The organism is Enterobacter sp. Ap-867 (assembly GCF_011752855.1).
GTDB lineage: Bacteria > Pseudomonadota > Gammaproteobacteria > Enterobacterales > Enterobacteriaceae > Cedecea.
The window spans coordinates 968,186-981,179 of record NZ_VWWS01000001.1 but is presented as its reverse complement, the minus strand read 5'-3'; the positions used below and the strand labels follow the sequence as shown (position 1 = coordinate 981,179).

Genomic DNA, 12,994 nt, shown 5'->3' with positions numbered 1-12,994 from the left:
ATCCTTTATGGCACGCATTATTGTTGTTACATCGGGTAAAGGGGGCGTCGGTAAGACCACGTCCAGCGCGGCCATCGCTACGGGGCTGGCCCAAAAGGGAAGAAAAACCGTCGTTATTGATTTCGACATTGGTCTGCGTAACCTTGACCTGATCATGGGCTGCGAACGCCGCGTTGTGTACGATTTCGTTAACGTGATTCAGGGCGATGCCACGCTGAATCAGGCGCTTATCCGCGATAAACGCACTGAACAGCTCTATATCCTGCCTGCTTCACAAACCCGCGATAAAGACGCTCTGACCCGCGAAGGCGTGGCCAAGGTGCTGGAAGACCTGAAAAACATGGACTTCGAGTTTATCGTTTGTGACTCCCCGGCAGGTATCGAAACCGGCGCGCTGATGGCGCTGTACTTCGCGGATGAAGCGGTCATTACCACCAACCCGGAAGTCTCCTCGGTGCGTGACTCAGACCGAATCCTCGGCATTCTGTCGTCCAAATCCCGCCGCGCTGAAAACGGTGAAGAGCCGATTAAAGAGCATTTATTGCTGACCCGCTACAACCCAGGTCGCGTCAATAAAGGCGATATGCTGAGCATGGAAGATGTGCTCGAAATTCTGCGCATTCCGCTGGTTGGCGTTATCCCTGAAGACCAGTCAGTGCTGCGTGCGTCCAACCAGGGCGAGCCGGTGATTCTTGACGGTGAATCGGATGCAGGCAAAGCCTACGCCGATACCGTGGAACGCCTGCTCGGCGAAGAACGCCCTTTCCGCTTCATTGAAGAAGAGAAGAAGGGTTTCCTGAAACGCCTGTTCGGAGGATAAGTTATGGCATTACTCGACTTTTTTCTGTCACGAAAAAAGAACACCGCCAACATCGCGAAAGAGCGTTTACAGATCATCGTAGCTGAGCGTCGCCGTAGCGATGCGGAACCGCATTACCTGCCGCAGCTGCGCAAGGACATTCTCGACGTGATTTGCAAATACGTGCAAATTGACCCGGAAATGGTCAGCGTCCAGCTCGAGCAGCGGGATGGAGATATTTCGATTCTGGAGCTGAACGTGACGCTCCCGGAAGCGGAAGAAGCCAGTAAGTCGGCATGAATAAAAAACCCCCTGCATTTGTCAGGGGGTTTTATTTTTACGCAGTCACTTAACGTTTATTAAGCTCATTCTTGTTGCAGCTTGCCAATATATTCAAACCTGAGAACAATACTGTAATTATTCCCAGGTCATATAAATAATCAGTATTCCGCCAGCAATTTCGTTAACGCTTCTGCCATTAATTCTGCCCGCCAGCCGCTAATTAATTCCGGTGCCACGCTTTGCGGTTTCAATTTCCAGTGCCAGTTTAACAGCTGATTGATTTGGCGGCGGGAGGCCAGTAATTCGGCGCTCAGCCCTTTAGCCTCGCTCACTTCCTGCACCAGGGCTTTAATGGCCTTAAACACTTTGCGGTAGCCCGGCATATCCACCAGGTTTTGCAGCGGCTGCGGCAGGTCGCTCTCCGGCAGCGCCTGCGCCTCGGCCACCAGGGCGATAAGCGTTTTGCCGTGGAAGCGAATTTCGCTGCCGCTCAGGCCAAGCGAGTCCAGTTCGCCCAACGAGCCAGGCATGTATCTCGCCACCTGCCACAGGTTTTCTTCGCGGACGACAAAGTTCACCGCCATGTCGCGCTCGCGGGCTTTACGCAAGCGCCAGGCCGCCAGCTTCTTGAGGCAGGCCAGCTGTCGGGTACGCAGCTGCCAGGCATTGCCTATTTCGCGCCAGGCTTCTTCCGGATCGAGCTGATCGCGACGACGGGAGCACATCAGATGGCACTCATCGAGAGCCGCGCCTATCCAGCCCGCCGCTTCCGTTTCGGCCATCAGTTTCTCAGCGATAGGCAGCAAATAAAGCACATCTGCCGCGGCGTATTCACACTGCCTCTCCGTGAGCGGACGCGCCAGCCAGTCGGTGCGGGATTCACTTTTATCCAGCGCAATGCCGGTGTAAGACTCAACGATAGTGGCAAAGCCGCAGGACAGCGGGCGGCCAGTAAAGGACGCCAGAATTTGCGTATCAATAAACGGATCAGGCAGCATGCCAAAGGCATTCAGGAAGACTTCGAGATCTTCGCTGCCCGCATGCAGATACTTGATGGTGTCAGGATCCTGCAACAACGCCTTGAACGGCGACCAGTCGCCGATGGCTAAAGGATCGATCAGCGAAACCTGCTGGCCGTCATAAAGCTGGATCAGCCCCAGCTGAGGGTAGTAGGTCCTGGTGCGAACAAATTCGGTGTCCAGCGCCAGCGCGGGGAACTGACGAGCGGCCTGGCATACGGCGGCCAGCCCTTCATCGGTAGTAATCATCTGGTAAGTCAAATTCAGTTCTCTTAGGTTGCGCCCATAAAAAATGCCGGCGAACCGGCATCAGGACGAGTGACTTGGAGCTCAGGCGTTATTGTTGCCTGTCTTGCCCGCTTCGTCACGCAGTTCTCGTCGTAAAATTTTCCCGACGTTCGATTTTGGCAGTTCCGTGCGGAATTCAATCAGTTTAGGCACTTTATAGCCGGTTAACTGGCGACGACAGAAGGCGATCAGCGCCTCTTCCGTCAGGGCAGGATCTTTTTTCACCACAAAGATTTTCACCTGCTCACCGCTCACCCCGGCAGGAACCCCCACCGCCGCGACTTCAAGCACGCCTTCGTTCTGCATGACCACATCTTCAATTTCGTTCGGATAAACGTTGAAGCCGGAAACGAGGATCATGTCTTTTTTGCGGTCAACGATGTTCATGAAGCCTTCTTCGTTCATTACCGCAATATCCCCGGTGCGCAGCCAGCCGTCTTTAAGGATTTCATCCGTTTCTTTCGGTCGCTGCCAGTAGCCCAGCATTACCTGCGGGCCTTTAACGCACAGTTCACCAGGCTCACCGGGCGGTACTTCATTGCCCTGATCGTCTATCAGCTTCACGTCGGTGGACGGCACCGGCAGGCCAATAGATCCGCTGTGATAATCCATATCATGCGGGTTCGCGCTGACCAGCGGTGCGCATTCCGTCAGGCCATAGCCTTCAAGCAGGAAGCGGCCCGTGAGTTTTTCCCAACGTTCGGCAACAGCGTGCTGGACGGGCATACCGCCGCCCGCAGCGAGGTGAAGGCTTGAAAAATCAAGCTGCTGGAACTCTTTGTTATTCAGTAACGCGTTAAACAACGTATTCACGGCGGTCATGGCAGTGAAAGGATATTTTGCCAGCTCTTTTACCAGTCCCGGAATGTCGCGTGGGTTGGTAATCAACAGGTTCTGCCCCCCCATGTCGATAAACAGCAGGCAGTTAATGGTCAGAGCAAAAATGTGGTACAGCGGCAGCGGAGTCACCACCAGCTCTTTACCTTCGTGCAGTAGCGGGCTGTATGCCGCCCTGACCTGCTCGAGGTTGGCCAGCATATTACGGTGCGTCAGCATGGCGCCTTTAGCTACGCCGGTTGTGCCGCCGGTGTACTGCAGGAAGGCTAAATCGCCATTGATAATTTCAGGTTTGATGTACTGCATGCGGTAACCGCTTTGCAGCGCCCGACGGAAAGAGATGGCGTGCGGCAGATGGTATTTCGGCACCAGACGCTTGATGTACTTCACCACGAAGTTAACCAGCGTCCCCTTCGGCCCGGAGATCTGGTCCCCCAGGCGAGTCAGGATGACGTGTTTCACCTGGGTTTTTTCGACCACTTTCTCCAGCGTGTGGGCAAAGTTTGACACGATCACAATCGCGCTGGCCCCGCTGTCATTCAGCTGGTGCTCCAGCTCTCGCGGGGTATAGAGCGGGTTAACGTTAACCACCACCATACCGGCGCGCAGAATGCCGAACAGCGCGACAGGATACTGCAGCAGGTTTGGCATCATCAGCGCCACGCGGTCGCCTTTTTTCAGGCCCAGCCCCTGCTGAAGGTACGCGGCAAATGCCCGGCTGCGCTCTTCCAGTTTGCGGAAGGTCATCACCTCCCCCATGTTGATAAAAGCGGGTTTGTCAGCGTAGCGAGTGACAGCCTGCTCAAACATATCAACCAGGGATTGATAGCGATCGGGATTTATTTCAGCCGCAACGTCGGCCGGGTAGCGGTTAAGCCAAACCTTATTCAAGGATCCACCTCTGAAATTATTATTTGTCGTCATCACAACCCCAGGGAATACATTTCGTTAACATAATATTAACTCAGCGTACCAGTTTATTAATTAGCCTGATTAAAGGTTGCGAAGCACATCACTAAATTTTTTCATCCGTCCTGGATAAAAACAAACAGCGGCCAGGCCGCTGTTTGAAAACATTTTAAAAACAACAGATTATTCGGTTACAACGGTTTGCACCTGTGCAGGCCCCGGATTGTACCAGCCGCCGCCCCACATGTCGTAATGGTGGCGATACGGGTAAGGCCCGCCCCAGAACCACGGATCGATCGGCTGCGGCGGCATGACGACCTGCTGGACGACGTTCCAGCGCTTGTATCCCGTCGCCTGCATGGTCATGAATTTATAGGGTGTCTGGCCAATCTTACCTTCTGCCGTGCCGGTAATTGGCCCGACGACGGTCACCAACTGATTGCGGAAATCTACCGGATCAAGGAAGCCATTGACGTCGGCATAAATGCGCCCTTGCGAAGGCTCATTCAATGCCGGACGGGCACCTTCATCGAGGCTGACGGTGGCAATCTCCAGGCGAGTTTTGCCCTTCAGGTTGTCCACGTTCACCACTCGCCCGCCAAAGCGCGCTTCCTGCCCGACATAGAGCTGGGGCGCACTCATCACCGCCGTCAGATCCTGCTGTGGGGTCGCGGAAGTCCCTTTAATTGCATCCGGCACGCTCACGCAGCCGCTCAGGACCAGCGCCGCAGCGGCGGCCAGCAGCCAGCTGCATTTTTTGACATTACAAACAGCCATACCTCATCTCCTTAACCTGCCCGCCGTTTAGCGGGGTCGGTCTTACTCTCTGCCAGGTAGCTTTTTCCAGGTGACTTCGTTACGCAGGTAGACAGGCTCCGCATGCTCGACGGCGACGGTTTTGCCGGCGCTAAACGCCTGCTGCGCCAGAGGAAGCATATCTCCAGCTTCAGGCAGCGTAGTTTCACCGTCCTGCAACAAAAGTCCGCTATCCTTCGCCATATCAGGCCAGGCCTGCCAGCCTGTTCCGACTGTAGCCCAGGTGCCGCTCAGATGCTTCAACCGCCCGGCAACGTCTTCAGGCTTAAGGACGGCTTCGCTTGCTTCACCGTGCCACACGCCCTGCTCGTCACGCTCATATTCAGCCCAATAAACTTCGCCCATGCGGGCATCTATTGCGGCGAGTACGCGGGTGGCGCCCGTTCTGCGCCATGCGCCCTGAGCCATTGTCGCCAGCGTTGAAACGCCAATCATCGGCAGCTCAGCACCCAGCGCCAGCCCCTGCGCAATCCCAATCCCAATGCGCACACCGGTGAAACTGCCCGGCCCATGCCCGTAGGCAAGTGCGTTCACCTCAGACAAAGTAATCCCGCCCTGGTTCAGGATCTCTTTGACCAGCGGTAAAATTCTTTGCGTGTGCTCACGCGGGCAGAGTTCGAAATGGGCGTAGGACGCCGCGTCGTTTTGCAGGGCAACAGAACAGGCTTCTGTTGCGGTATCGATGGCTAAAATTCGCATGGGCTTGCCAACCTCTGGCGGAGATAAGGTCAAAAAACGGCGCGCATCATACCATAGCCTGGCACAAATTACTGCGCACCAGAGGCATTGAGGAACTCAACTGCCCGATTTATATCCCGGGTACGCGGCGTGGGCGGCAGGCTGTTAAGGAAAACAGCGCCATACGGACGCATGACCAGGCGGTTATCGCAGATAACCAGGACCCCACGGTCTTCCACATCGCGGATGAGGCGACCGACACCCTGCTTAAGGGTGATCACCGCGTCAGGCAGTTGGACATCGTCAAATGGATCGCCCCCGCGAATGCGGCAATCTTCCATGCGAGCCTTGAGCAGCGGATCGTCCGGCGAGGTAAAGGGAAGTTTGTCGATGATAACCAGGGAGAGCGCGTCGCCGCGCACGTCTACGCCTTCCCAGAAGCTGCTGGTCGCCACCAGCAGGGCGTTACCGGCCTCAACAAACTGCTGCAGCAGTTGGCCTTTGCTGGTTTCCCCCTGCAGCAGCACGGGCAACGTCATGGTAGCCCGGAACTGTTCCGCCAGGTCGCGCATCATGGCGTGGGAGGTACAGAGCATAAAGCAGCGCCCGTTGTTCGCCTCAATGAGCGGGCGCAACAGGTTAGCCAGGTGACGGCCAGCATGGGGCTGATTGGGCGTCGGCAGCCCTCTCGGCACGCACAGCAGCGCCTGTTTAGCGTAATCAAACGGGCTGGCAAGCAGCAGGGTTTCTGCTTCGTCAATACCCAGCCGCTCGGTGAAATGGCTCATATTGTCATTCACCGCAAGCGTGGCCGAGGTAAAGACCCAGCAGCCCGCTTTTTCACGAATGACTTCCTTAAACTTGTCGGCCACGGACAGGGGCGTCAGGGCCAGTGTGAAGTGGCGGGCGTTGCATTCATACCAGTAGCTGTAGCCCGGCTGATTAATCTCTTTCAGCCGTTTGATTCGCCCACGGTAAATTACCGCGCGTTCAAATGCGGCATCCAGCAGCGCCGAGCGGCCAAGAGAAAGCTTTGCCACGTCATAACACAGCTCCAGGGCATCATCGAGCAGCAGCAGCGAACGCTGGATATTCGCGTCCGCAAGCAGCTCCCGCAGGTTTCCCCGGTAGCCCGGGTCGCCTATTTGCAGGCGGAAGTCCTGCGTGCGCTGGGCAAGGCTGTCGGCGCTTTTTTGCAGCTGCTGCGCGTCACGGACTTCCGTGCGGTAGGCAATGGAAATGTCTTTGGCGAGGTCGAGCAACTGCCGGCTGGAGATAGACTGGCCAAAATACTGGCTGGCGATATCCGGGATCTGGTGGGCTTCATCGAAAATTGTCACCTGAGCCTCGGGAATAAGCTCCGCGAAGCCGCTCTCCTTCACTACCATGTCGGCCAGGTACAAGTGATGGTTCACCACCACCACGTCGGCATCCATCGCCTTTTTACGCGCCTTGACCACAAAGCAGTCCTGATACTGCGGACAATCCTGCCCCAGACAGTTATCGTTGGTGCTGGTGACCATCGGCCAGACGGTGGAATCTTCGGCGACGGACCCACAGGTGCTGATATCGCCATCCACGGTTTCACTGGCCCAGCCGCGCAAATGCATCACGTCGCTTAACGCCTGCACGGGCAAATCACCGCCCGCCAGCGACTGCTGCTCCAGCCTTTCCAGGCAAAGATAGTTAGAGCGCCCTTTCAGCAACGCCACGCGACCGGTAAATTTCAGCGCACGGGATATCGTCGGCAGATCGCGAGAAAACAGCTGATCCTGCAGCGCTTTTGAGCCGGTAGAAATAATGACTTTTTTGCCAGAACGCAGCGCGGGGGCAAGATAAGCGTATGTTTTCCCTGTACCGGTACCGGCCTCTACCACCAGCTCGCCGCCGGCTTGAATCGCCCGGGTTACGGCCTCCGCCATTTCACGCTGAGCTTCACGCGGCTTGAAGCCCGGAATGACCTTAGCCAGTTGGCCGTCTGCTGCAAAATCGTCCGTCACGTTACCCCCTGGTTAAATTGCCAGTGATTATGTCAGCCCCGACGAGGTTTATCCAGCCAGGCGGTGGCACCGGGCGGCGGATTGTGGCAGTCTGTGCCGCACATATCGTTTGTTGTTAAGGAGTTGCCATGAGTATTGCGCGTATTAAACCTGAAGCCCGCTGGTCTGATGCGGTTATCCATAACCAGACCGTGTACTACACCGGCGTCCCGGAAAACCTGGATGCTGACGCCTACCAGCAGACGGCAAATACCCTGCAGCAAATCGACACCCTGCTGGCCGAACTCGGCAGCGACAAGACCCGCATTCTGGATGCAACGATTTTCCTGCCGGATGGCGAAGATTTTGCGGCGATGAATAGAGCGTGGGATGAGTGGGTTGTGGCGGGTAAAGCGCCGGTACGCTGCACCGTACAGGCTAAGTTGATGAACCCGCGCTACAAAGTGGAAATCAAAATCATCGCGGCGGTGTAACGCTAAGTCGCTAAGGCCCGGCTAGTCCTGCGGGTCTTCTTCTTCGCCGTCTTCATCTTCAAAGCGTACGGCGACGTTACCCCCGGTATGCGAGGCACGAATCTCACTGGCTACCAGGGCGATGGCTTCGCCGCTGCTCATGCCGTCGGCCATCAGTTCGTGAATACGCTCGACGGCCTGCTGCTGCTGCTCGTGGCTAAGCGCCGGTAATCCTGAAATCATGTTTAAGTCCTGTTACAGTGCTGAAGTCGCTATTTTACTCTGCTCCTGACGATGCTACCAAGATGAATGTTACAACCTCCCCCGTTTTTCGCGAACTCAGCTGGCAGGCCGATGCCGTTCAGCACTATTTCCGCTCGGTTTCCACTCAGCCCTGGGCCATGCTGCTTCACTCTGGCTTTGCCGACCATCCGCATAACCGTTTTGATATTATGGTTGCCAGCCCGCTTGCAACACTGGTCACACGCGGCCAGGAAACCGTGATTGAACGCCACGGGCTTTCATCACAACACAACGAATGCCCGCTTGAACTGTTACAGCAAACGCTGGACAGCTGTGGCCTTGCCACCACGCCCACTAGCGATATTCCGTTCTGCGGCGGCGCGCTGGGGCTATTTAGCTACGATCTGGGCCGCCGCTTTGAGAAAATCCCCGCGACGGCAGAACAGGATTTAACCACGCCGGACATGGCCGTCGGCATTTATGACTGGGCGCTGATTGCAGACCATCATCTGCAGCGTCTGACGCTGGTTTGCAGGGGAGACATTGAAGCTCGTCTGGCCTGGCTGAATGCACTCTCGCCCCGGCAAAATGTTCAGCCTTTCCGGCTGACCAGCCAGTGGCAGTCCAATATGTCCCGCGATACGTACGGCGAGAAGTTCCGCCAGATCCAGGCTTATCTCAGCAGCGGAGACTGCTACCAGGTTAACCTGGCTCAGCGGTTCCACGCCCGCTATGAAGGGGATGAATGGCAGGCTTTCGAAACGCTGAATCAGGCGAACCGCGCGCCGTTCAGCGCTTTTCTGCGGCTGCCGGACAGCTGTATTCTTAGCCTTTCCCCGGAGCGGTTTGTTCTGCTCGAAGACAAGCAGATTCAAACCCGCCCGATTAAAGGCACGCTGCCTCGTCTTGCCGATCCGCAGGCCGACGCAGCGCAAGCTGAACGCCTGGCGAACTCGCCAAAAGATCGCGCTGAAAATCTGATGATTGTTGATTTGCTGCGCAACGACATTGGCCGCGTTGCGGTGCCGGGCAGCGTCAAAGTGCCAGAGCTGTTTGTGGTGGAGCCTTTCCCTGCGGTGCATCACCTGGTGAGCACGATTACCGCCAGGCTGCCTGAGACGCTTAGCGCCTGCGATCTCCTGCGTGCCACTTTCCCCGGAGGTTCAATCACCGGTGCCCCCAAAGTGCGGGCAATGGAAATTATTGAAGAGCTTGAGCCTCAAAGGCGTAACGCATGGTGTGGCAGTATCGGCTACATTAGCTTCTGCGGAAAAATGGATACCAGCATCACCATCCGTACGCTCACTGCCGAAGGCGGGAAATTATATTGCTCTGCCGGCGGCGGGATCGTTGCCGACAGTCACGAGGCGGCGGAATATCAGGAAACTTTTGATAAAGTTAATCGTATCCTGCCCTTACTGGAGAATTAATGCATGCCTGGTTCGTCCCTGACGCTGAATGATTTCCTTACCCGGTTTCAACTGTTACGCCCGGCGGACAGCGGGCCGGTCAGCAACAAACGTCAGGCGGCGGTGCTGGTACCCATTGTGCGGCGCCCTCAGCCGGGGCTTTTACTCACCCAGCGCTCGCTGATGCTGCGCAAACATGCAGGCCAGGTGGCCTTCCCCGGTGGAGCGGTAGACGACACCGACAGTTCGCTGATAGCCGCCGCGCTGCGGGAGGCCCAGGAAGAAGTCGCCATTCCACCAGAATCCGTCGAGGTTATCGGCACGCTCCCGCCGGTGGACAGCGTGACGGGTTTCCAGGTCACGCCGATTGTCGGCATCATTCCCCCTGATTTGCCCTGGCGCGCCAGTGAAGATGAAGTTTCTGCGGTATTTGAAATGCCGCTCGCCGAGGCGCTGAGCCTTGGGCGCTACCATCCGTTAGATATCCATCGCCGCGGCAACGCGCATCGCGTCTGGCTTTCCTGGTATCAACGCTATTTTGTCTGGGGGATGACGGCGGGGATTATTCGCGAACTCTCTTTACAGGTAGATAGCGATCCAGGCGACACTTTAAAACACTGAAAATGGCTATATTTAAGCAACAGAAAGACCATAAATCATCTGCTATTAGGTGATTTATGGTTAAGCATTAGTTTAATTCATGTGAATAGTTTCCTGGTGGAACCAATAAATTTTTAAACTAGCGCTTAGCCATTTCAAAGCATCATGTTCCATGAAACAGGGTGCTATCAGAGGAGTTTTAGAGTGATTAGCATATTCGACATGTTCAAAGTCGGCATCGGGCCTTCCAGCTCCCATACCGTCGGGCCAATGAAGGCCGGGAAACAGTTTGTCGACGCACTGATCGAACAGGGACTGCTGGACAGTACCACCCGCATCGCGGTGGACGTTTACGGTTCTCTTTCCCTGACGGGGAAAGGCCACCACACCGATATCGCGATTATTATGGGTCTGGCCGGCAACCAGCCGGATAACGTCGATATCGACGCTATTCCGGCTTTTATTCGCGACGTGGAAACCCGCGGTCGTCTGCTAATTGCTCAGGGTCGTCATGAGGTCGATTTCCCGCAGGATAACGGCATGCGTTTTCGCAGCGACAACCTGCCGCTGCATGAAAACGGCATGCAGATCCACGCCTATAACGGCGACAAAGAGATCTACAGCAAAACCTATTATTCCATCGGCGGCGGCTTCATCGTCGACGAAGAACACTTTGGTAAAGATGCGGCTAGCGAAGTCACCGTGCCTTATCCATTCCATTCCGCACAGGAAATGCTGCAGCACTGCAAGGACACCGGGCTTTCCGTGTCCGGCATGGTAATGCAGAACGAACTGGCGCTGCATAGCCGCGAGGAAATCGAAGAGTACTTCGCCAATATCTGGCAAACCATGCGCGCCTGTATCGATCGCGGGATGAATACCGAAGGCGTGCTGCCTGGCCCGCTGCGCGTGCCGCGCCGCGCCTCTGCCCTGCGCCGGATGCTGGTGTCCAGCGATAAGCTGTCCAACGATCCAATGAACGTGGTTGACTGGGTGAACATGTTTGCCCTGGCGGTGAACGAAGAGAACGCCGCGGGTGGCCGCGTTGTGACCGCGCCAACCAACGGCGCCTGCGGGATCGTGCCTGCGGTGCTGGCCTACTACGACCACTTTATCGAGCCGGTCACGCCGGACACCTGGATTCGCTACTTCCTGGCCTCCGGCGCTATCGGCGTGCTGTACAAAATGAACGCCTCTATTTCTGGCGCTGAAGTAGGCTGCCAGGGTGAAGTCGGCGTTGCCTGTTCGATGGCGGCGGCGGGCCTGGCTGAAATTATGGGCGCAAGCCCGGAACAGGTTTGCGTTGCGGCGGAAATCGGTATGGAACATAACCTCGGCCTGACCTGTGACCCGGTCGCCGGCCAGGTACAGGTGCCATGTATCGAGCGGAATGCGATTGCCTCGGTGAAGGCTATCAACGCCACCCGTATGGCGATGCGTCGTACCAGCGCCCCGCGCGTTTCGCTCGATAAGGTCATTGAGACCATGTACGAAACCGGTAAAGACATGAACGCCAAATACCGCGAAACATCGCGAGGCGGGCTGGCTATTAAGGTTCAGTGCGATTAAGCCGTAACCAAGAAACGCGGCTTAAACGCTAAGCCGCGTTCGTTATAAAATGAGCGGGGAGTACCGTAAGGTATTTCCCGCTCACATCGTTTTACTGAGCATCCGCTTGTTCTTTCCCCGACATTCAATATCTAAAATTCAATTAGCTGGTCACCATCTGCAGGAAGCGATCTCGCACAGGATCGTTTAACTGAGCATTCCAGGCTATGCCCGTTTGCCAGGTGGTATGTTCACCTTCAAGTGCCACAAGCCTGACTCCGGCTGGCAGAATATGGCTTACCCCCGCCGGCAGTAATGCCACGCCCTCTCCGGCGGCAACCAGCGCCAGCAAGGTCTGAATATCATCTGCCGCTGAAACGGTACGGGGAGCGAGATTATTGCCTGAGAGAAAACGCGCTGCCTGTGCCGACAGCCCTTCTCCCCGATTGCGGGATAGCTGCAGCAGTTGGCTCATTTGCAGCAACTCTGTTGCCGCAGCTGTTTCCGTATTAGGCGCCTGAGCCACGGCAAGAACCAGCCGCTCTTCCGCCAGGATTCGACTTTCCAGCTGTGCAGGCGCAGGCAATCGCACAAACCCAACCTGAAGACTGCCCTCCATTAGCTGCCGAAACTGTTCTGCAGAGGACATATCATTCAGGGATACCTGCACATCTGGAAACTGGCTGCGAAAAACAGCCACCTGCCGCGGGGCCAACTGGAAGGACGAGATCCCAAAGCCCATGGTCAGTTTCCCCGCCCGCCCTTTCTGAATATCGGCCACTTCGGAACAGAAAAGATCGTGGCGTTCGAGTACCGCAGCGGCTCCTGGGAGCAGCAGCTCTCCTGCCACGGTCAGCCTTGCCCCGTGGCGACCTCGCTGAAATAGCGTGATGCCGGAAAGAAACTCCAGCGTCTGGATCTGTTTGGTCAGTGCAGGTTGCGTGACGCACAGTGTTTCAGCGGCTGAATGATACGACCCTGACTGTGAGAGGGTAACGAAAGCGCGCAGCAGTTTTATATCCATTCCGTCTGGTTATCGTATGGGGCGAAATCGTGATTATACACGCGAACGTGCTCTCTGATGGAATAGCCTCCGAATTGTTAAATAAGGAGT

13 protein-coding genes are annotated in these 12,994 nt (G+C 56.2%); 6 read left to right on the top strand and 7 right to left on the bottom strand.

Annotated features, from left to right (window positions below; translation table 11 throughout):
* Nucleotides 1–7 precede the first annotated feature (7 nt).
* Nucleotides 8–820, top strand: coding sequence for a septum site-determining protein MinD (gene minD / locus F3J26_RS04745; RefSeq protein WP_008454070.1), 813 nt, complete (start codon nt 8–10; stop codon nt 818–820).
* A gap of 3 nt (nt 821–823) precedes the next feature.
* Nucleotides 824–1,099, top strand: coding sequence for a cell division topological specificity factor MinE (minE, locus tag F3J26_RS04740; protein ID WP_008454068.1), 276 nt, complete (start codon nt 824–826; stop codon nt 1,097–1,099).
* A 140-nt stretch (nt 1,100–1,239) separates the two neighbouring features.
* Here the strand turns inward: minE and rnd are convergent, their stop codons facing one another.
* From rnd to yoaA, 5 genes are all read right to left on the bottom strand, one after another.
* The gene (rnd, locus tag F3J26_RS04735; protein WP_166991900.1) at nt 1,240–2,361 is read right to left on the bottom strand and encodes a ribonuclease D; all 1,122 of its coding nucleotides are present in this window, start codon (nt 2,359–2,361) and stop codon (nt 1,240–1,242) included.
* A 69-nt stretch (nt 2,362–2,430) separates the two neighbouring features.
* Nucleotides 2,431–4,116 carry a long-chain-fatty-acid--CoA ligase FadD gene (gene fadD, locus F3J26_RS04730; RefSeq protein WP_166991897.1) on the bottom strand — a complete coding sequence of 562 codons (1,686 nt, stop codon included), beginning with the start codon at nt 4,114–4,116 and terminating at the stop codon, nt 2,431–2,433.
* Between the two features lie 201 nt (nt 4,117–4,317).
* A complete protein-coding gene (locus F3J26_RS04725; protein WP_008454060.1) occupies nt 4,318–4,911 on the bottom strand; it encodes a Slp family lipoprotein in 594 nt (197 codons plus the stop codon).
* 42 nt (nt 4,912–4,953) lie between these two features.
* A complete protein-coding gene (gene tsaB / locus F3J26_RS04720) occupies nt 4,954–5,649 on the bottom strand; it encodes a tRNA (adenosine(37)-N6)-threonylcarbamoyltransferase complex dimerization subunit type 1 TsaB (RefSeq protein ID WP_166991894.1) in 696 nt (231 codons plus the stop codon).
* A gap of 68 nt (nt 5,650–5,717) precedes the next feature.
* Complete coding sequence (gene yoaA / locus F3J26_RS04715; protein WP_008454055.1) at nt 5,718–7,628, bottom strand: DNA repair helicase YoaA; 1,911 nt, start codon at nt 7,626–7,628, stop codon at nt 5,718–5,720.
* 128 nt (nt 7,629–7,756) lie between these two features.
* Between yoaA and F3J26_RS04710 the strand changes: the two genes are divergently transcribed.
* Entirely contained in the window at nt 7,757–8,101 is a 345-nt protein-coding gene (locus tag F3J26_RS04710) for a RidA family protein (protein ID WP_008454054.1), read from the top strand.
* Between the two features lie 21 nt (nt 8,102–8,122).
* On the opposite strand, the gene F3J26_RS04705 is transcribed toward F3J26_RS04710, so the two are convergent.
* Complete coding sequence (locus F3J26_RS04705) at nt 8,123–8,323, bottom strand: YoaH family protein (RefSeq protein ID WP_008454053.1); 201 nt, start codon at nt 8,321–8,323, stop codon at nt 8,123–8,125.
* A 62-nt stretch (nt 8,324–8,385) separates the two neighbouring features.
* On the opposite strand from F3J26_RS04705, the gene pabB reads away from it, so the two are divergent.
* The 3 genes from pabB to sdaA all read left to right on the top strand — a co-directional run bounded on the left by pabB (nt 8,386) and on the right by sdaA (nt 11,901).
* Entirely contained in the window at nt 8,386–9,753 is a 1,368-nt protein-coding gene (gene pabB / locus F3J26_RS04700) for an aminodeoxychorismate synthase component 1 (RefSeq protein WP_166991891.1), read from the top strand.
* Nucleotides 9,754–9,756: 3 nt separating this feature from the next.
* On the top strand, nt 9,757–10,353 hold the full coding sequence (locus tag F3J26_RS04695) for a CoA pyrophosphatase (protein WP_166991887.1): 597 nt from the start codon (nt 9,757–9,759) through the stop codon (nt 10,351–10,353).
* 183 nt (nt 10,354–10,536) lie between these two features.
* A complete protein-coding gene (gene sdaA / locus F3J26_RS04690) occupies nt 10,537–11,901 on the top strand; it encodes an L-serine ammonia-lyase (protein ID WP_166991884.1) in 1,365 nt (454 codons plus the stop codon).
* Between the two features lie 142 nt (nt 11,902–12,043).
* Here the strand turns inward: sdaA and F3J26_RS04685 are convergent, their stop codons facing one another.
* Nucleotides 12,044–12,904 (bottom strand): LysR family transcriptional regulator, encoded by an 861-nt coding sequence (locus F3J26_RS04685; RefSeq protein WP_166991881.1) that lies wholly within the window; start codon nt 12,902–12,904, stop codon nt 12,044–12,046.
* Between the last annotated feature and the right edge of the window lie 90 nt (nt 12,905–12,994).

Coding starts and splice junctions, on each gene's coding strand:
- minD (WP_008454070.1), top strand. CDS start 8: ATGGCACGCATTATTGTTGTTACATCGGGTAAAGGGGGCGTCGGTAAG.
- minE (WP_008454068.1), top strand. CDS start 824: ATGGCATTACTCGACTTTTTTCTGTCACGAAAAAAGAACACCGCCAAC.
- F3J26_RS04725 (WP_008454060.1), bottom strand. CDS start 4,911: ATGGCTGTTTGTAATGTCAAAAAATGCAGCTGGCTGCTGGCCGCCGCT.
- F3J26_RS04705 (WP_008454053.1), bottom strand. CDS start 8,323: ATGATTTCAGGATTACCGGCGCTTAGCCACGAGCAGCAGCAGCAGGCC.
- F3J26_RS04685 (WP_166991881.1), bottom strand. CDS start 12,904: ATGGATATAAAACTGCTGCGCGCTTTCGTTACCCTCTCACAGTCAGGG.
- tsaB (WP_166991894.1), bottom strand. CDS start 5,649: ATGCGAATTTTAGCCATCGATACCGCAACAGAAGCCTGTTCTGTTGCC.
- F3J26_RS04695 (WP_166991887.1), top strand. CDS start 9,757: ATGCCTGGTTCGTCCCTGACGCTGAATGATTTCCTTACCCGGTTTCAA.
- F3J26_RS04710 (WP_008454054.1), top strand. CDS start 7,757: ATGAGTATTGCGCGTATTAAACCTGAAGCCCGCTGGTCTGATGCGGTT.
- pabB (WP_166991891.1), top strand. CDS start 8,386: ATGAATGTTACAACCTCCCCCGTTTTTCGCGAACTCAGCTGGCAGGCC.